18 protein-coding genes and 1 riboswitch are annotated in these 17,658 nt (G+C 61.9%); of the genes, 4 read left to right on the top strand and 14 right to left on the bottom strand.

All coding sequences use genetic code 11. The features are described 5' to 3' along the window. Positions 1–105 precede the first annotated feature (105 nt). From hpt to glp, 6 genes are all read right to left on the bottom strand, one after another. On the bottom strand, positions 106–663 hold the full coding sequence (gene hpt / locus VII69_05915) for a hypoxanthine phosphoribosyltransferase (protein ID HEY5094626.1): 558 nt from the start codon (positions 661–663) through the stop codon (positions 106–108). Beyond that, the gene (gene tilS, locus VII69_05910) at positions 660–2,033 is read right to left on the bottom strand and encodes a tRNA lysidine(34) synthetase TilS (GenBank protein HEY5094625.1); all 1,374 of its coding nucleotides are present in this window, start codon (positions 2,031–2,033) and stop codon (positions 660–662) included. The genes hpt and tilS overlap by 4 nt, the downstream gene beginning before the upstream one ends. A gap of 61 nt (positions 2,034–2,094) precedes the next feature. Then, the gene (gene smpB / locus VII69_05905; protein ID HEY5094624.1) at positions 2,095–2,559 is read right to left on the bottom strand and encodes an SsrA-binding protein SmpB; all 465 of its coding nucleotides are present in this window, start codon (positions 2,557–2,559) and stop codon (positions 2,095–2,097) included. Further along, complete coding sequence (locus VII69_05900) at positions 2,552–2,962, bottom strand: PaaI family thioesterase (GenBank protein HEY5094623.1); 411 nt, start codon at positions 2,960–2,962, stop codon at positions 2,552–2,554. Before VII69_05900 ends, smpB begins: the two co-directional genes overlap by 8 nt. A gap of 32 nt (positions 2,963–2,994) precedes the next feature. Continuing rightward, entirely contained in the window at positions 2,995–3,753 is a 759-nt protein-coding gene (locus VII69_05895; protein HEY5094622.1) for a metallophosphoesterase family protein, read from the bottom strand. 80 nt (positions 3,754–3,833) lie between these two features. Continuing rightward, positions 3,834–5,051 (bottom strand): gephyrin-like molybdotransferase Glp, encoded by a 1,218-nt coding sequence (gene glp, locus VII69_05890; protein ID HEY5094621.1) that lies wholly within the window; start codon positions 5,049–5,051, stop codon positions 3,834–3,836. A 127-nt stretch (positions 5,052–5,178) separates the two neighbouring features. Here glp and VII69_05885 point away from each other — a divergent pair, with 127 nt between their 5' ends. The 3 genes from VII69_05885 (at position 5,179) to VII69_05875 (ending at position 7,831) form a co-directional block, all read left to right on the top strand. Beyond that, a complete protein-coding gene (locus VII69_05885; GenBank protein ID HEY5094620.1) occupies positions 5,179–6,276 on the top strand; it encodes a type IV pilus twitching motility protein PilT in 1,098 nt (365 codons plus the stop codon). Between the two features lie 67 nt (positions 6,277–6,343). Beyond that, complete coding sequence (gene serS, locus VII69_05880; GenBank protein ID HEY5094619.1) at positions 6,344–7,627, top strand: serine--tRNA ligase; 1,284 nt, start codon at positions 6,344–6,346, stop codon at positions 7,625–7,627. 75 nt (positions 7,628–7,702) lie between these two features. Next, complete coding sequence (locus tag VII69_05875) at positions 7,703–7,831, top strand: hypothetical protein (GenBank protein HEY5094618.1); 129 nt, start codon at positions 7,703–7,705, stop codon at positions 7,829–7,831. A 134-nt stretch (positions 7,832–7,965) separates the two neighbouring features. Here the strand turns inward: VII69_05875 and VII69_05870 are convergent, their stop codons facing one another. The 5 genes from VII69_05870 to moaA form a co-directional block, all read right to left on the bottom strand. Then, on the bottom strand, positions 7,966–8,832 hold the full coding sequence (locus VII69_05870) for a hypothetical protein (GenBank protein HEY5094617.1): 867 nt from the start codon (positions 8,830–8,832) through the stop codon (positions 7,966–7,968). A 174-nt stretch (positions 8,833–9,006) separates the two neighbouring features. After that, positions 9,007–9,756 carry a hypothetical protein gene (locus tag VII69_05865; protein ID HEY5094616.1) on the bottom strand — a complete coding sequence of 250 codons (750 nt, stop codon included), beginning with the start codon at positions 9,754–9,756 and terminating at the stop codon, positions 9,007–9,009. A gap of 3 nt (positions 9,757–9,759) precedes the next feature. Beyond that, positions 9,760–10,095 (bottom strand): 4a-hydroxytetrahydrobiopterin dehydratase, encoded by a 336-nt coding sequence (locus tag VII69_05860; protein ID HEY5094615.1) that lies wholly within the window; start codon positions 10,093–10,095, stop codon positions 9,760–9,762. Continuing rightward, positions 10,092–10,811, bottom strand: a complete 720-nt coding sequence (locus tag VII69_05855; GenBank protein ID HEY5094614.1) for a class I SAM-dependent methyltransferase — start codon at positions 10,809–10,811, stop codon at positions 10,092–10,094. Before VII69_05855 ends, VII69_05860 begins: the two co-directional genes overlap by 4 nt. A 74-nt stretch (positions 10,812–10,885) precedes the next feature. Next, positions 10,886–11,902, bottom strand: coding sequence for a GTP 3',8-cyclase MoaA (gene moaA, locus VII69_05850; GenBank protein ID HEY5094613.1), 1,017 nt, complete (start codon positions 11,900–11,902; stop codon positions 10,886–10,888). Between the two features lie 87 nt (positions 11,903–11,989). On the opposite strand from moaA, the gene VII69_05845 reads away from it, so the two are divergent. Beyond that, positions 11,990–13,279: a hypothetical protein gene (locus VII69_05845; GenBank protein HEY5094612.1), complete on the top strand. Its 1,290-nt coding sequence runs from the start codon at positions 11,990–11,992 to the stop codon at positions 13,277–13,279. 148 nt (positions 13,280–13,427) lie between these two features. On the opposite strand, the gene thiC is transcribed toward VII69_05845, so the two are convergent. The 3 genes from thiC to VII69_05830 all read right to left on the bottom strand — a co-directional run bounded on the left by thiC (position 13,428) and on the right by VII69_05830 (position 17,521). Continuing rightward, positions 13,428–15,137: a phosphomethylpyrimidine synthase ThiC gene (gene thiC / locus VII69_05840; protein HEY5094611.1), complete on the bottom strand. Its 1,710-nt coding sequence runs from the start codon at positions 15,135–15,137 to the stop codon at positions 13,428–13,430. Next, positions 15,127–15,236: riboswitch (TPP riboswitch) on the bottom strand. It overlaps the preceding gene by 11 nt. A gap of 117 nt (positions 15,237–15,353) precedes the next feature. After that, positions 15,354–16,847 (bottom strand): cytochrome b N-terminal domain-containing protein, encoded by a 1,494-nt coding sequence (locus VII69_05835; GenBank protein ID HEY5094610.1) that lies wholly within the window; start codon positions 16,845–16,847, stop codon positions 15,354–15,356. A gap of 11 nt (positions 16,848–16,858) precedes the next feature. Continuing rightward, positions 16,859–17,521: a ubiquinol-cytochrome c reductase iron-sulfur subunit gene (locus VII69_05830; GenBank protein HEY5094609.1), complete on the bottom strand. Its 663-nt coding sequence runs from the start codon at positions 17,519–17,521 to the stop codon at positions 16,859–16,861. Between the last annotated feature and the right edge of the window lie 137 nt (positions 17,522–17,658).

Genomic DNA, 17,658 nt, shown 5'->3' with positions numbered 1-17,658 from the left:
GGGAAGTTCTCCTGATGATTCTTCTGCGCCGGCCTATCGCGGCGCGGGACGGGCGTTTTGGAGCCGCAGAGCCCCCTGGCCGCGTGAAGGCGGCCGCTATGTACACTACGATTTGGGGGGGCGTTTCAGCTTACAAATATAAGGCAGATTTCTGAAGCCTTCTTGGTAATCCAAACCGTACCCTACCAAGAATTCGTCGGGCGCGGTCAGCCCTATATAGTCTATCGGCACCGGCGCGATCCGGTGAAAGGGTTTATCCATCAAAGCGACCGCGCGTAAGGTGCGCGGCTCGCGACTGCGGAGGTTGTTCAACAGGTATTCGAGCGTTAGCCCTTCGTCGACGATATCTTCGACGAGCAGCACGTGTTTGCCGGCGGGTTTTTGATCGAGATCCTTGAGCAGGCGCACGTTGCCCTTGCCGCCGTCGCGGCCGCTTCCATATGAGCTGACGACCATGAAGTCCAACGTCAGCGGGTGCGCGCCCAACGCGCGCATCAGATCCGCATAGAAGAGGATAGCTCCCTTGAGAATTCCGACGAGCATGATCGGCTCGCCGGCGTAATCGCGAGTGATGGCAGCAGCCAAACGCTGGACAGCGCTCGCAATTTGTTTGGAGTCGAAAACCACGTCGCCCAGCAGTGATTCCTGTGCTGTGACGTTCACGGCGGCGAGTGCTTCATATTGAAGATATCGGTCAGTCCGCCTTGTCCCGATAGAGCGGCGGACTTCCATGTGACGTCGACGGTCGCTTCTCCGCAGATGGGCGTGAACGGTTCCATGATCCGAACGCCGAGCGCGGCGGCGATTCGGCCGTCGATGCACAGGAGCGGCACCGACGCGCGCAGATCGCGCGGAATGCCCTCCTTGGCGAGGAAGCGAGCGAGCGACACGGGATTCCGGCGACCCGACGGCACGCATGTGTCGCCTGGAACCGACAGCCTCACCGTGAAGTTCGGCGACGCGGGCAGCGACGCAGCGCGCAAGCGGACTGAATGGATCGCGCCGATTTCGTCGTCGTTTGTAGGAGGGTGAGCAGCGCTCACCCTTTTTTTTGGGCGAGCGATGCTCGCCCTCCTACAGGGTACTCGCGGGGCGACCCGGAGCAAGCCGGCGGACAAGACCACTTTCGCGTTGCCGGCGTGGAACTCGCCGCCGCGGCCCTCACGAATCGCACGAACGATCGCGTCACAGTGAGCCAACGAAAAATCCAACGGCGTGCCCGCCGTATCGCGGACGATCATCCTTACGACTCGACGCAGCAGCGCGGGCGTCAGCACGCGAAGCACGGGCGTGTTGAGCGCTGCGCGGACTTTGCGAGAACGGGCGCGGTCGAGTTCCGTCCGCGCGAGCGTATCCAGCTCCGCGCGGTCTTCGGCCAACAGCAGCGCGGATCTCGCCAGCGTTTTGTCGGGTGCAGCGCCACGCGCGGACCACGCTGCAAGAAATGACCGCACGAGATTGCGCGCATAGCGCGGCTGCGCGTTCGTTTCGTCGACGGAGACGGGCAGACGCATCCTGCGCACGGCGTCCGCTAAGCCGGATTTCGACTCGCGCAAGAGCGGCCGCACCAGCGTGATGCCGCGCGCGACTTGCCTGCTTTCGGGCATCACGGCTAGCCCGTCGACGCCGCTCCCCCGCATCATCGCGATGAGGACCCATTCGGCGACGTCGCCGCCGTGGTGGCCCGTGACGATCAGCGAAGCACGGACGCGCTTCGCCATCACGGTAAGTGCGGCATAACGCGCTTTGCGCAACGCCGCCTCGGAAGTGCCGGCACCCGTAGCGCGCAAGTGAAGGTGCGCGACCAGCGTGCGGGCGCCAACCGCCATCGCCTGAGCGCGAACGGCTGCGATATCGCGATCGATGGAAGCGCGTGGGCGCACGCCGTGATCCACGTAGCACGCGACGACGTCGGCGTGCGGCGCGAGCTTGCGCGTTTCAAGCAGAGCAGCCGCGCTATCCGATCCGCCCGAGCAGGCGACCGCAATAGTTGACGCATTTGCGATCGCGCCGGATGGGGAAGATGCCATCATGGTACGCATACTTTGGCGGATGCCGGCCCTATTCCGGCGCAGGCTGTTTGGAACTCGGCCCTTAGGCGCGGCGGGCGACGCGCTCGACTTCCCGGCGCGCTTCGCGTTCTTTGATGGCTTCGCGTTTGTCGTATTGTTTTTTCCCGCGTCCTAGGCCGAGCTCCACTTTGACAAGGCCGCGTTTGAAATAGACGCGCAGCGGCACGAGCGACAATCCCTTTTCTTGAAGATCGGACACGGCGCGCTTGATCTCGCGGCTGTGGAGAAGCAGCTTTCGATCGCGGCGCGCCTCGTGCTGCGAAAAAAACGAACCCTGTTGGTATGGCGGCACGTGCACGTTGAGCAGCCAGACTTCGCCGTTCCTGATGTTCGCGTATCCGTCCACGAGCGAGCACCCGTTCACGCGCAAACTCTTGACTTCAGTACCGGTTAGCGCGATGCCGGCTTCGAATTTGTCGAGGATGAAATAGTCGTGATAGGCGCGCCGGTTTGCCGCGATCGGCTTGATGCCCGTTTCCTCAGCCATCCGGCGAAAGCTCCGTGACGAACCGCGACTGAGCGTTGGCATAAACCGTGCCGTCCGCGCCGCGCAGGACACCCGAAACTTCGAGCACGCGTCCGCGCCGTCCGGTCACGCGGCCTTCCACCACAAGCGAATCACCCGTCGGCACTGGTTTGCGGAAGCGCACCTCGAGCCGCGCCGTGACCGCCCGCTCACCGGTCGTGAGCGTGGCGTGCGCCATCGCCTCGTCCAAAAGCGTGGCCACGATGCCGCCGTGCATGATGTTGCTCCATCCTGCGAACGCCTGACCCGGCTCGACGGTGCAGGTCGCGACACCGTCGCCGTATTCGAACTGCATGTGCAATCCGTTCGGGTTTTCAGGACCGCACGCAAAACAGCGCCGGTCGTCCTGCAGTTGCGGGCTCATGTCGCCGCCATCGTTGTGCTTGCGCGCAATCGTCAGTAGCCGGTGGCCAACCGGGTGGCCAACTGGGCCGGTAGATGCGCGTGCTCGATTCGCTCCTGCACGACGCCGACGTCGTACGAGACGCGCCGCACTTCTACGGCATTCGCGACCGTGTCGAGCACTGCATACGATGCTTGAGGATTGTGGTCGCGGGGCTGGCCCACGCTACCCGGATTGATGAGGTAACGGTAGGACGGCGCCAAGTCGATGCGCCCCCCGTGCAGCAATTTTTGTTGAAACGCCCGTCCTTCGAGGTCTTGATAGTAGACTTCGGCCACGTGCGTGTGCCCGAAGAACGTGACCGGCGCCTCGACGCGTTCGAAGGCGCGCTGTGCGTCCATGACGTCGAGGATGTAATCGAAGTGAAACACCGGCGCGCCGTGAACGAGCGCGAATCCGCCCTTTAGATCGCCCGCAGCCGCTCCGTCGAACCGGCGGTCCCGCCCGAGCGCCTGGAGATAATCGCGGTTAACGGATGACAGCGTTTCTTGGGTCCAAACCAGCGCTTCGTGCGCGAGCGGATTGAAATATTCTGCGCCTTTGCCCGAGACGGCCGCTTCGTCGTGGTTTCCCGCGATGGCGATGCAATTGCGTCCGCGAAGGCGGTCGCAGCATTCGTTCGGGTTTGGTCCGTAGCCGACGATGTCGCCGAGGCAAAGCAAAGCGTCGACCTCGGCCGCATCGATCTCAGCGAGAACGGCGTCAAGAGCTTCGAGGTTGGCGTGAATGTCCGACACAATGCCAAAACGCATCCGGCCTACGTCCTACAATAGCGTAAGGAGCGCATCTATTCTCGCCGCCGCTGCGATGTGCCTCCGGCTAATCGCGCGCCTTATCGTCGCGTTGCTGAAAACGGCACCACATCGACTTGAGTACCGGCAGCCAAGTGACCGACACGTTCCGGCACGACGATGAGTCCATCCGCGAATCCCAGTATGTGCGAATGCGCTGACGTGCCGATGAGCGGCTGCGCACGCAATCCGGTGGGACCGGAGGTCAATCGTACTGGAATGCGATGTTCGAGATTGGTCGAAACGTCGATCGCTTCGCTCAATTCCGCGCGCCAGGTCAATGGCTCGCGTGTGATGTCGAACATCCGAAGTAGTATCGGTTTGCCGATCGCTTCGAGAACGACGAGCGCGGAGACCGGATTTCCGGGCAGACCGATCACCGGCTTGTCGCCGACCGCCGCGAGCACCGCCGGCCTCCCGGGTTTCGCGCGAATGCCGTGGACGATCACGCCGGGAGGGCCGGCCGCGTCGATGACATCGGGTGTGTAATCGCGTTCGCCAACACTCGATCCGCCGGAGATCACCACCGCATCGTTTTCTGCGAGGGCCAACGCGAAGGCCGCGTCGAACGCGGCGCGATCGTCGGGAACGCGCGGATACAGACGCGGCGCGAAACCCATCGCGGCCAACGCAGCGCACAATGCGGCGCGATTGCTGTCGCGGATCTGCCCGGGTCCGAGCGGCACACCCGCCGGAACCAATTCATCGCCGGTCACGAGAATGGCGACCCGCGGTGCGCGGTACGCGCTGATCTCTGCGACGCCGGCTGCGGCAAGCATGCCGATGGCTGCCGGACTGAGCGTTGTGCCGCGCTCGCACAGCAAGTCGCCCGCGCGGACATCGGCGCCTTCGAGGGTGACGTGATCGCGAACCCCTTCACCGTCGCGGATCACGACGAAGCCGCCGTCGTCTTGTGCATCCTCGATCATGACGACGCCGTCGGCCTGCGGCGGCAGCGCGCCGCCGGTCGGTACGCGAAGACTCGTGCCGCTCTCGAGAATTGCCGGCGCGGCAGCGCCCATTGCCACGTCGCCGGCGACTCTAAGGCGAACCGGCAACTGCTCCGTCGCACCCGCGACTTCTTGCGCGATGACCGCGAAACCGTCGACGCACGATCGCGTGAACGGAGGGGCGTTCTCCGCCGCCCTGGCATCGGCCGCCAGGATTCTGCCCTCTGCGGCGCTCACCGGCACCGTCTCCGGTTCCGCCTTCCGGAGCGGATGTCGCGCCATAGCCGCGAGCGCCTCAGCGATGCTCACGGGCCCTATCACAGTTCGGGATTTCGCAGACATTCGAGGTTTTGACGACACTGAAGACCTCCGACCGCACCCTTGGGCGACCGATAATTGAAGAAACGACCGAACCATCGCGTTCTCTGGAGGTCAGATGTTTCCCCATAAGATGGATGACTTGCTGCGCATGACCGTCGATGCCGGCGCGTCCGATTTACACCTCGTCGTCGGCAGCGCTCCCATGATCCGGCTTCATGGCGAACTGTCGGCCGTGGTGCCGGAAAAGCTTACGGCCTCGGTCGCGCAAGAGCTGATCGCGTCGCTTATGGAGCGCGCCGATCAAGCGACGCTCGAAGAACACCGCGAAGTCGACTTCGCGTACTCGCTGCCCGGCGTCTCGCGCTTTCGAATCAACGCTTGTTTCCAGCGCGACTCGATCAGCGCCGTCATGCGATCCATTCCCGGTAATCCGCCCATGCTTGAAAAGATGGGCTTGCCGGCCGTCGTCGAGCTGATGACGCACAAGCCTCGTGGACTCGTGCTCGTCACCGGACCCACCGGCTCCGGCAAATCCACCACGCTTGCCGCCATGGTGAATTATATCAACCGGAACAAGGCGCTGCGGATCGTCACGATCGAAGATCCTATCGAATTCCTTTACACGAATGAAAAATCGGTCATCAGCCAGCGCGAAGTCGGCCGCGATACGCTGTCGTTCAACAATGCGCTGCGATCGGCGTTGCGCCAAGATCCCGACGTGATCTTGGTAGGCGAGATGCGCGATCTCGAGACCATTTCGCTTGCGTTGACCGCGGCCGAGACCGGCCACCTCGTGTTCGGAACTTTGCACACCACGTCGGCCCCTGAGTCGATCAACCGCATCGTCGACGTCTTCTCCCCCGCACAGCAAGAGCAGGTCCGGTTGCAGCTTTGCGGTGTTCTTGAAGCGATCTTCACGCAAACGCTCGTTCCTAAAGCGGACGGCAGCGGACGCGTCTGCGCGATGGAGATCCTGCTCGGCACGCACGCGGTCCGCAACTTGATCCGCGAGAACAAGCCGGCGCAGATGATGAACGCCATCCAAACGGGCCAGTCCGTCGGCATGCAGTCGCTCGACAAGTGTCTCGCCGAATTCGTCAACAGCGGATTCGTCTCGTTCGAGGACGCGCTCGAAAAGACGTCGCATCCGGAGGAGCTGCAGCGCATGTGCAACCAAGCCGACAACAAAGTCAAGTTCGTCTCCGGATTCTGACGTAGCCATCGCCGGCCGCTGACGCGCTCGACAGGGCGACCGTCGGCGGCCCTGTAATTCAAGGCGGATGCTCGACCGCCGGTTGATCCGCGATGATCCCGCACGTGTCCGTCTCGGCCTGCGACGCCGTTCGCTTGATGACGGCATCGTGGACGATTTTCTCGCGCTCGACGCGCGCTATCGCGCGGCCGTCACTGCGCTCGACAGCGCCAAGGCCGATCGGAATCGTCTGTCGGCTGAATTCGCAAAAGCAAAAGCCGGCGGCACCGACGCGGTCGCCGCACTGCGGGCGGAATCGGCTTCGGTTGGGGACGCGATCAAGGCCCTGGAGACCGGTACCGCCGAGCTCGACGAACAGCTGAATCTTCTGCTCACCGGTATCCCGAATCTGCTCGCCGACGACGTGCCCGACGGACGCGACGAATCCGCCAATGTCGTGGTGCGGCGCGTGCTAGAGCCCACTCGTTTTGACTTCGAACCGAAGCACCATTGGGACATCGGCGAGCGTCTGCGCATTCTCGATTTCGAGCGCGGTGTTTCGCTGGCGCGCAGCCGGTTCACAGTGCTCGCGGGCGATGGCGCGCGTCTAAATCGCGCGCTTGCCAATTTCTTCCTCGAACAAAACCGGACCGCGGGATTCACTGAGATCTCGCCGCCCGTACTCGTCAACCGGGAAACGGTGCAGGCCACCGGACATCTGTCGAAATTTGCCGATGCGATGTTCGCCGTGGAGGGCGGCGAGCTGTTCCTATCGCCTACGTCTGAAGTTCAACTCGTGAACATGCATCGCGGAGAGATCCTCGATGGCGGCGATCTGCCCGTCCGCTATACCGCCTGCACTCTGTGTTTTCGCTCTGAAGCAGGGGCTGCCGGCAAAGACACCCGCGGCTTGGTCCGGCAACACCAGTTCGAAAAGGTTGAAATGGTCGGGTTGTGCGCACCCGATCAAAGCGCTTCGCTCCACGAACAGATCGTCGGCCAGGCCGAGAGCTTGCTGCAAGCACTCGAGCTGCCGTACCGGGTCGTACTGCTGTGCGCCGGCGATACCGGATTTGCATCGCAAAAGACCTTCGATCTGGAGGTCTGGCTGCCCGGCCAGAATGCTTATCGCGAGATCTCATCGTGCAGCAACTGCGGCGACTTCCAAGCGCGGCGAGCCGCCATACGATATCGGTCCGCGCCGAAAGCGCGCCCGGAGTTCGTCCATACGCTGAACGGATCGGGCCTGGCGCTCGGGCGGACGCTGGTCGCCGTTCTCGAGAACTATCAACAGGCGGACGGTTCGGTGCGGGTGCCGGCGGTGCTCCAGTCATATATGGGCGGCACGGAGATCATCGGCCCGAGGGTGTAACAAACGGGCCTGAACGGCGGTCAATAAGCTATCGGCGCACTGCGCGCCGGTGCTTCACCAGGGAGGGTGACCGCGATGAGATGGCCGGCTTTGATCCTAGTCTCGATGGTCATCGCAGGTTCGGTGGCAGGGGTGGTGTACAAGCGCTACGCCGATCATCTTACCGAATTGCGGCATGCGGTTCGGGTCGCAGCCACGGGATAGCGTGTGGCACCGACCGGACCTGGATGAAGAAGAGGCGGGCCCAGAGCGGGCTCGCCTCTTTTGTATTAGGGCAAGCATCGCTTGCCCCGTTCGTATTGTAGGAGGGCAAGCATCGCTTGCCCGTTTTTTCGTCGTTATCTGGACTGCGCCGCCTCTTGCAACTGCACGCGTGCTTCATTGAGCTGCGCGACTGCTTGCGCTCGGTAGCCGCCGTAGTCGTGGTTGTCTTGCTTCAGCATGGAAATCGCGTGGTCGACATACGTCCGCGCGTAGACGATGTTTTGGTTGCTCTGCTTTTGGCCGCGCTGCCAACCGGACGGCTGCGGCAGGTCTTGTATTGACGGCACGGACTCGTCAGCGCGATCCGCACGCAGGGCGAGGAGCAGGTCGTTGTCGGCTCTTTGCATCGCGCTGACTGCTGCGGCCCGGTGCCCGGCGTAGTTGGTGGTATCGTGCTGCAGCATATCGATGCCATGTTCGATGTATGCACGGCTGTAGCGAACATTGCTATCGCTGCTCTGGTTCGGGTTCACCGACGTGAGCGCGGTCCCAAGCTGATTGCGGGCAGCCTGTAGGTCGCTGATGGCCTTGAGGCGGTAGCCGCCGTAGACGTTGCCGTCGCGGCTAAGCATATTGATCGCTCGCTCGAGATAGTTCTGCACTCGCGTCAAGTTTTTGTCGCTGTTGACTTGCGAGCGTTCAAACGTCGCTTCGTCGGCTGAGTTGACGGCCACGCGATTCGCGTAGTTCCCGTGATTGCTGTCGTAAGCAATCGCGTTGGCGATATCCGTCCGGGCGTTGTTGATGTCGGTGATCGCTGCGGCTCGGTGGCCGCCGTAGTCGGACTTGTCGTTCTGCAGTGCGTCCGCCGCGCGCTCCACGTAGCGGCTCACATACACCATGTTCGAAGTGACCGGCACGGCCGCGGCGGGCGCGGTTTGCCCGATCAGCGCTGCCAGCCCGATAGCGGCTGCGGCAACCGCGATTTTCCCATTGTACATTTCTTGCTCTCCTAAATTCATCAGTCGATGACGCGGGTATTATAGATATCATGCCCTGGCGTCCTGACTGAGAAACGTCAAATCGGAATCAGAAGCTTCGCGTCGCCGTGAGAAATCTGTGAGACTATATCCGGGACAACGGTTGAGCGAACTCCAGGACACTACCGCTTACTGCTAGTTACGATAGAAGATCGAGCCTTTGTCTGGATTATAGAACACAAGATGTTTGGATTGTCCGGCGTTCTCGACGGTCAATTCATTCCCGTCCGCCCCGGCCGGAGGAGAGAAATTTGAAAGCTCGACCTTGCTTGAGCCGTCCTCGAAATCGTGATATGTCCAGTCGCCGCTCTGTGCGATCCGCCGGCCATCCGGCTCCGTTGATGTGCTCACGTACGATCCGTTCGCCCGTAGTTCCAGCTCGTCGTCGCCTGAGTTGAGACCGTACGTTCCGACGATCTCCGAGCGACTCACCGGGTGATGCGAGAAACCGCCGGTCGCCACGACGCGAAACACCCAATGGGCGCCGCACAATCCTGCGTATCCGAAAATTATGATCACGGAAAAGACGAATCCGGCTTTGATCGCAAGCGTGGAAAGCCTTCGAGCACGGTCCGGCGCTAACTTTCGCAAACCAAGCTCGGCGATCCAGCCGAGCGTGTAGCACACGTTCGCCGCAATCGCAAACAGTATCACCGCGAAGATTGCGAAGAAACCATCGGGTATTGGGTAGTCCCAATAGCTCGACACGAAGACTCGTGGGGGGAGAGTCAAGAAAATCACCGCGATCGTCAAGCTCGCGACGCCCGCCAAACCGACGACCAGATTGTAAGCGATACGCCGCTTCTCCCACCAAATGACCACATCAAGCGCGTTGCGCCGGATCGCGGGGACGTCGGTGAACCTGATCAGCCACCGTCTTATCAAGGGTTATCCGCCGTCACGCAATGCGTCGCACTTGGCGGCGAAGACGAAGTCGCTTTCGGTGAGGCCGTCGATCTTATGCGTCCATAGCTCCACCGTGACTTTGCCCCACGCAAGGTGCACGTCGGGATGATGCCACTGTTCTTCGGCCATCGCGCCCACGCGGTCGACGAACGCCAACGCCTCGGCAAAATTCTTGAACGCGTACGTCTTGACGAGGTGATGGCCACCCGAGGCTTCCCACCCGCCGATTTCAGGCAACAGTTTTTCGATTTCCGTCGCGGTCATCGGCGGCACGCCGCCCTCGCACGGCACACAATCCCGGGCGGAAAGACCGCTCATATTTTCCTCCCGGCTAGAATTGCGAAGGCTCCGCTAAGCTTGAGAACGCAGCCATGGTCCGTTTCGAGCCGGAAGTAGTCGCGGGAGCGCTCCGGTGCGGCAAGCAACCATTGCTCGAGCGCGCCGCGCTCAGAGTCCGGCATGTGCATCCGCTCCGTCCACTCCACGAACGCGTAAGGCTTTAATTGAAGCGCGTCTTCGGCGACGAAGCGAATGCCTTCGGCCTCAATCCAAGCACGCCACTCAGACATTTTCCACGCGCGGACGTGGCTTGGATCGCGCCATTTCTCGAACCGGTTCATGAACGCATCCAGCTCGTCGTCTTCGGGCGCCATGTTGTCGTCGAGCAAGAAGAGCCCGCCGGGAACCAGCACGCGCGCGACCTCTCGGACGAATGCCCGCGGATCTGCGAAATGGTGCGGTGCGATCCGCGCAGTCACGAGCTCAAACGTCGCAGCAGCGTAGGGCAATTGTTCGGCGTCGGCAAGGGCGAACGTGATGTTCGTCGCGCCGCGCTCGGCTGCATAGGCCGACGCCGCTTCTAACATGCGAGGCGTCAGGTCGACCGCGGTCACAGAAGCGACGAACGGGGCGAAGGCAAGGGCGGTGTGCCCGCCGCCGGTGGCCACGTCGAGCATCCGCTCGGTGCCCGTGGGCGCGGCGAGTTGGAGTAGCCGTTGCAGGTCATCGCCCTTGCTGTGCGATTCGCTAGTCACATAGCTTTGTGCGGCAGCGCCGAATTGCGCCCGAACCTTTTCTTTGATGGCTGCTTCGTCGATGTTCCCGATGGTCAGCCTCCGATGTGTGACATCTCGACTTTGGGTAAAGCATCGGTGTTCTCGCCGCGCTCCTCGGAGTAACGGTCGGACCGCGCCGACCAAAGCGAATCCGTGAACGCAGCGATTTCGGCATCCGAAGCCCCCCCACGCAGCAATGCCCGGAAATCGTGCCCGCGCGTCGCGAACAGGCACGTATAGAGCAGACCTTCAGAGGCCAATCGTGCGCGCGTGCAATCGTGGCAAAACGGCTGCGTCACCGATGCGATGACGCCGATCTCGCCTCCGCCGTCGAGATACCTGTACCTGCCCGCGACTTCGCCGCGGTAGTTCGGTTCCGCGGCATCGAGCGGCATTTCACGCCCGATGATGCCGATGATCTCCGAAGCCGAGACGACATCTTCCAACCGCCACCCGTTGGTCGAACCGACATCCATATATTCGATGAAGCGCATGATGTAGTCGGGGCCTCGAAAGCGCCGGGCCATCGGCAGCACGTCGGCTTCGTTCACGCCGCGCTTGACGACCATGTTGATCTTGATCGGACGGAAGCCGGCGGCCAGAGCCGCGTCGATACCGTCGAGTACGCGCGCAACCGGAAACTCGACGTCGTTCATCGCCCGAAATGTCGCGTCGTCCAACGAGTCGAGGCTGACGGTGACGCGATGAAGCCCGGCGGCGCGCAATGCGGTGGCTTTATCCGCGAGCAGCGATGCGTTCGTCGTCAGCGTGAGGTCGCGAACGCCATCGATGTCAGCCAGCATGGCCACGAGTTTGTCGATATCTCGCCGTAGCAGCGGCTCGCCCCCGGTGAGCCGGATCTTTTCCACGCCGCGGTCGACAAGTATCCGCGCAAGGCGCGCGATCTCCTCGAACGTGAGCAGTTGCGAAGCCGGCAGAAAGCGGAAGTCGCGACCGAAGACGGACTTGGGCATGCAGTAGGTGCAGCGGAAATTACAGCGGTCGGTGACCGAAATGCGCAGGTCGCGCAGCGGACGAGCTAAGGTGTCGACGATTGTGCCGTTGATCATCAGAACGAGGTAAGTTAGACGACGGTATGCGTTCGCCCCGCCAAAACGTCAGAGGTTCAGTGCGCTTACCCCCGCAAATAGAGCCTGATGGCAGAACGACACGACGACGCGAGCTGGTGGACTTTTTCCGTCGACGAAGAGGTGCGCTCCGATCCCGCGCGCAGCCGGTTCACCGGCGACCTAGACGTCAATCCGGCGATGCCGGACGGCCGGCGAATGCTCGACTACCATAAATATCTTGGCCTGGATAGCCTCCTCGCAAGCCAGCGTCCGAGCTCCGCGGTTCCCGACGAACGCGTCTTCATCATCACTCACCAGCTGCACGAGTTGACCTTCAAGATGCTCGCGTTCGATTTCGCGGTCATCGCGCGCACGCTCGAGAAGTTGTTATCCAACGGCGATGCTGACTCAATCCTACGGCACTGCAGCGAGGACGAGCCGTTCTGGCGCCCGGCGCTCACCGCCGCGGCCCGCGCGAGCTTTTCGTGCCGTGAACTCCTGCCGTCGATCATGCGCTACCTCGGCGATCCGCGCGACGCCGACGAGACCTTTAGCAGCATTGAATTTTATCGCTTCCGCGACAATCTCGTGCCTGGAAGCGGATTCCAATCAGCACAGTTCCGGCTCATTCAGCGCGCGCTCGGCAAGTCCAATCTGCTGTCAGTGCGGCTCTTCCCATCCGACACGTATCGCGCGAACTACGGAGACAAATACGATGGCACGGCGGCGGTGGTCGATCCGTTGATCCTTCGCAACGATGCGGTCGTCGCCACGCCGCCGGCTGATTCGCCTTACGCGCTCGCAGCAAAAGTGGACGATCTTGCCCACGCAGTGTTGCACCGCATCGGGTCGCTTGCCGGCCAGCCCGGCGCAACGGTCGAGAAGATCGCGCCCGCCGATGTCGATCGCGCCGCGAACATCCTGGAGCGCATACTCCTCAGCCGGCGCAAAGAGACGGGCGCCGCCGATCTCGCCGAACGCGAGAAACAGCACGCCGAAGCCGTCGGTCGTTTTCGCGCCGACATGACCGCCGCGGTCGCCAAGGAAAATCACCGGCGCGATGATCTGCAGACCGCCCGCGCGGGTGCGCAATTGCTGCGCAAACGCGCGCATCGTTCGCACTTGTCAGACATCCTGCGCCACATCGCGCGCGCGGACGAAGCGCTGCACGACCCGTCGCATGACAGCTTCTTGTCGGTGCATCTCCGGGTCACGCGCGAGCGCATGCGGCAAGTGAACGCTTACGCAGCCAAGCGCGGCGAGGCCGAACCCACAGCCGGCACGGGCGGCGGCGGCATCGAATATCTCGGATGGGCGCAAAAGCACCTCATCCCGCTATTCCCGGCGCTGGTCGCCTATCGCGAGGTCGGCGAGTAGCAGAGCAACGAATGTGGGGCCGAGGTTTCTTCTCGGCGTGGCCTTCTAATTGTAGGAGGGCAAGCATCGCTTGCCCATTATGTTCTTCCTGGCCGACCATGAAGGTCGGCCCCACAGAGTCACAAAGGTCTCACAGAGCCGAGCGGAGCTACGTCTTGACGTAGATCTCCCCGCCGCTCTCGCGGAACTCCTCGGCTTTTGCTTTGAGGCCTTCTTCTATCTCCAGCGCGGCTGCGTAGTCGCGCACGTCTTGCGTGATGCGCATCGAACAGAAGTGTGGACCGCACATGGAGCAGAAATGCGCGACCTTCGCTCCCTCGGCCGGGAGCGTCTCGTCGTGGAAATCGCGCGCCGTCTGCGGATCGAGCGACAACGCGAACTGATCTTCCCAACGAAATTCGAACCGCGCCTTCGATAAGACATCGTCGCGCTCGTGCGCGTGCGGATGACCCTTCGCGAGGTCGGCCGCGTGGGCCGCGATCTTGTACGCAATCACGCCGTCTTTGACGTCCTTCTTGTTGGGCAGGCCGAGGTGTTCTTTGGGCGTCACGTAACAGAGCATCGCGGTGCCGTACCAGCCGATCATCGCCGCGCCGATCGCGCTCGTGATGTGATCGTAGCCGGGCGCGATGTCGGTGACGAGCGGCCCGAGCGTGTAGAACGGCGCCTCCTGGCACACGGCCAGCTGACGGTCCATGTTCTCTTTGATGAGGTGCATCTGCACGTGGCCCGGACCCTCGATCATGGTCTGCACATCGTGTTTCCACGCGATCTTGGTCAGCTCGCCTAGCGCGTCCAATTCGCCGAACTGCGCTTCGTCGTTTGCGTCGGCGGTGCAACCCGGCCGCAGCCCATCGCCGAGCGAGAATGAGACGTCGTACGCCTTCATGATCTCGCATATCTCTTCGAAGTGCGTGTACAAGAAGTTCTCTTGATGGTGCATGAGGCACCATTGCGCCATGATCGACCCGCCGCGCGAGACGATGCCGGTCACGCGTTTCGCCGTGAGCGGCACGTAGCGCAGCAGCACGCCTGCGTGGATCGTGAAGTAGTCCACTCCCTGTTCGGCCTGCTCGATCAGTGTGTCGCGATAGATCTCCCAGGTAAGATTCTCCACTTTGCCGTTGATCTTCTCAACGGCTTGGTAGATAGGCACGGTACCGATCGGCACGGGAGAGTTGCGCAGAATCCATTCACGCGTTTCGTGGATGTTCTTGCCGGTCGAAAGATCCATGACGGTGTCCGCGCCCCATCGCGTGGCCCACGTCATCTTCTCCACTTCTTCTTCGATGGACGAACTCACCGCCGAATTGCCGATATTGGCGTTGATCTTCACGAGGAAGTTGCGGCCGATGATCATCGGCTCGGCTTCTGGATGGTTGATGTTGGCGGGAATGATGGCGCGACCGCGCGCGACTTCATCGCGAACGAATTCCGGCGTCACGCCCTCGCGAATGGCGATGTACTCCATTTCCTGCGTGATCTCGCCGCGCCGGGCGTAGTGCATCTGAGTGACCGTGCGTCCAGACTTCGCTCGTAACGGTTTGCGTCCGCCCGCAAAGCGGATGGCATCGAGCTCGGACTTCGCTTCGCGTTCGCGGCGATACTCGGATGTGGCTTGCGCCAGTTCTTCGACGTCTCCACGAGCACGGATCCAGCCGGCGCGGAGCGGCTCTAAACCGTCGCGCACGTCGATCTGCATGCCGGGATCGGAATGTTGACCGCTCGTGTCGTACGCCTGAAACGACGTGCCGTCAGTCAAATGAATTTGTCGCGCCGGAACGCGCATGCCGGCGGGCCCGTCGATGTATACCTTATGGCTCGTCGCTTTTGATTTTGGGTGAATGGTGAGGCTCATCCGAGCTCCCTTCGCTGGAGTTATCCAGAGCAGGTTCTAACGGTCGGCGGCCGCAGCCGCCCTCTCAGTCCGCTCATACGGACTCCCGCGCGCGTCTCTTGTTCGAAGGTTTCGGTCCGTGCGCCTTCGATTGACACTGTAATAGGGCAAGCATCGCTAGCCATTTTGGGTGAGCGATGCTCACCCTCGTACGGAATCGCAGGCCCCACGGAGCCCCTACTTTGCGGCTTTGACCTGCGCTTCGGTGACGGCGCCCGCGTGATTGCTCCACGATCCGCGAATGTATGAGATGACGTTCGCGACTTGTGAAGGCGTGAGCTGCCCTTTCCACGCCGGCATCTGCGTGGAATACGACTTGCCCATCACCGCTTGGCCGTGCAAGCCGTTGTCCAAGACAGCGATGACTTTTGCGGCATCGCCGGTGACGAAGGGATTTCCGTCCAGAGGGGGTGCGAGGTTCGGCACGCCGCTGCCGTTGGCGCTGTGGCACGACGTGCAGTTCTGCGAATAGACCGCCTGGCCTAGCGCTACCGGATTCGAAGCGGTCCCGCCGCCGGCCGCCGCAGCTTCTTGGGCGCCGGCTGGTGCAGCGCCGTAGCCTCGCACCGGCGTCTGACCCGCGCCACCGCTCGCGGCGATGTGAGCCTGCACCGAAGACGCTCCATACCAACCCAAGCCAAAGACGGCGACCACCGACAACAAGGTGAGACCAATGAAATAAGGCCGCTGATTCAGCGCGCGCTTTCGATTGCGGTCGATCCACGGCAAGAACATGAGAATCGCGACGAAGACTGCAGGGACGATCGCGGTGCCGATGAGCTCACCCGATACGGCAAAGCTGCCGACCGAGAACATGTTGCCTGGCAGCAAGTTGAGCAAACCGAAGAGCGGGAAGAAATACCATGCCGGCGACGGCACGAACGCCGAGTTCGTCGGGTCGGCTTTGGCGAGGAGCGGCGCAGGCATCCACACCGCGAGCGAGACGATGACGAGGAACGTGACCAGCGAGGCGACGGTATCCATGAAGATCTGGTCGGGGAAGAAACGGCCGAACTTGCGCGGCGTCTCGTCGGCCGGCGGACCGGCTGCACCGTTGTGGCGGAACACCGCGAGATGGAGCCCGACGAGGCCGAGCAGCATGATCGGAATCAGCCACACGTGGATGCCGAAGAATCTGTTGATGGTCAGCGTCCCCATTTGCAAACCGTCTTGCAGAAAATTGGCTTGGGCCGGGCCGACGATGGGGATGTCGCCGGCGATCTTGATGGAAACGGCAGATGCCGAATACGCATTGAGATCCCAGGGGAGCAGATATCCCGTTAGCCCGAGCACGAGCGTGAGCAGGAACAAGATGACGCCGATGACCCACATGATCTCGCGCGGCTTCTTGTAGGCGCCCCAGATCATCACTTGCAGCAAATGCATCGTCATCAACGCGATCATGGCCGACGCGCCCCAGAAATGCATGCTGAGAAGGAATGCGCCCCCCGATACGTGATCGTAGATGAATTTCGTGGACTCCCACGCCGTGGCCGATGATGGCGCGTAGTAGAACGTAAGAAAGATGCCGGTGACGATCTGAATGACCAGCGCGATCAGCGTGGCACTGCCGAAGACGTACCAGTAACTCGCGCCGCCTGGAACGTCTTCCGTGAGAAAATTCTTCAGGGCGGAGATGCCGCCGGTGCGTTCCTCGATCCAGTTGAGCATTTTTCTCCTCCCTACGTGTACGAGACGATCAAGCGGTCGGCGGTCGTCTGTTCAAAGTTGATCCACGTGACCTGCGCGATTCCCGATTTGTCTTGGAACGGCAATGGGTCCAAACCGCGGTTGGCCGGACCGGCCATATGCTTGCCGAATTTCGTGTACGTCGAACCGTGACAGGGACAGAGGAACTGCTGCTCGTCTTTATTCCAATTGAACCGGCAGCCGAGATGCGGGCAAATCGGACTGAACAACGCGATGCCGATATTCTCGTACGTGACCGGCACTTCGTATTTCACGTCGCCGTGCGGGACTTGGAAAAGATCCGGCCGGTCAGCTTTGAATTGTGCTTCCTGGTCGGGCGTCATCTTCACGCCCCAGACGTAGTCGTTGGACTCGCTCATGAGATAGCCGTCCACTGTGGTCTTAGGAAACGTTATTTTCATGGGATCGGCCGCCGCTTTTTCGAATTGTTCGAATTCGTCTGCGTTGAGCGGATACCACTTCGGCTTGCCGGCATCGAGAATATCTTTGGACGGCACAAGCCCGCCGAGAACCGGAATCGCCACCCCGAGGCCCACGATGGTGCCGGCGATCACGGTCACTTGCGTCATGAACGTTCGGCGGCTGATCTCGGCCGGAGTCTCCGGCTCGTCATGGACGTGAGCGGTATCGGACACGCGTGCACCCTCCCGAAGGACTAGTAGGCGGTTGATGGTCTACGAAAATTGGCACGGAAACGCGGCGCGATGCTCCGCGCCAAAGCGAACGGGTCGCTCTGTGAAAAGCTCGCGAGTGCTTTGCCGCCGGGCGCTCC

The organism is Candidatus Eremiobacteraceae bacterium (assembly GCA_036511855.1).
Taxonomy (GTDB): Bacteria; Vulcanimicrobiota; Vulcanimicrobiia; order Eremiobacterales; family Eremiobacteraceae; genus JABCYQ01.
This window is presented reverse-complemented; position numbering and strand designations above follow the sequence as displayed.

What these genes read in the sequence shown, in the direction of transcription:
- VII69_05845 (HEY5094612.1), top strand. Translation starts at nt 11,990, where the DNA reads ATGGCAGAACGACACGACGACGCGAGCTGGTGGACTTTTTCCGTCGAC.
- VII69_05900 (HEY5094623.1), bottom strand. Translation starts at nt 2,962, where the DNA reads ATGAGCCCGCAACTGCAGGACGACCGGCGCTGTTTTGCGTGCGGTCCT.
- VII69_05870 (HEY5094617.1), bottom strand. Translation starts at nt 8,832, where the DNA reads ATGTACAATGGGAAAATCGCGGTTGCCGCAGCCGCTATCGGGCTGGCA.
- moaA (HEY5094613.1), bottom strand. Translation starts at nt 11,902, where the DNA reads ATGATCAACGGCACAATCGTCGACACCTTAGCTCGTCCGCTGCGCGAC.
- smpB (HEY5094624.1), bottom strand. Translation starts at nt 2,559, where the DNA reads ATGGCTGAGGAAACGGGCATCAAGCCGATCGCGGCAAACCGGCGCGCC.
- serS (HEY5094619.1), top strand. Translation starts at nt 6,344, where the DNA reads ATGCTCGACCGCCGGTTGATCCGCGATGATCCCGCACGTGTCCGTCTC.
- VII69_05835 (HEY5094610.1), bottom strand. Translation starts at nt 16,847, where the DNA reads ATGCTCAACTGGATCGAGGAACGCACCGGCGGCATCTCCGCCCTGAAG.
- VII69_05860 (HEY5094615.1), bottom strand. Translation starts at nt 10,095, where the DNA reads ATGAGCGGTCTTTCCGCCCGGGATTGTGTGCCGTGCGAGGGCGGCGTG.
- VII69_05875 (HEY5094618.1), top strand. Translation starts at nt 7,703, where the DNA reads ATGAGATGGCCGGCTTTGATCCTAGTCTCGATGGTCATCGCAGGTTCG.
- tilS (HEY5094625.1), bottom strand. Translation starts at nt 2,033, where the DNA reads ATGATGGCATCTTCCCCATCCGGCGCGATCGCAAATGCGTCAACTATT.
- thiC (HEY5094611.1), bottom strand. Translation starts at nt 15,137, where the DNA reads ATGAGCCTCACCATTCACCCAAAATCAAAAGCGACGAGCCATAAGGTA.
- VII69_05885 (HEY5094620.1), top strand. Translation starts at nt 5,179, where the DNA reads ATGTTTCCCCATAAGATGGATGACTTGCTGCGCATGACCGTCGATGCC.
- VII69_05895 (HEY5094622.1), bottom strand. Translation starts at nt 3,753, where the DNA reads ATGCGTTTTGGCATTGTGTCGGACATTCACGCCAACCTCGAAGCTCTT.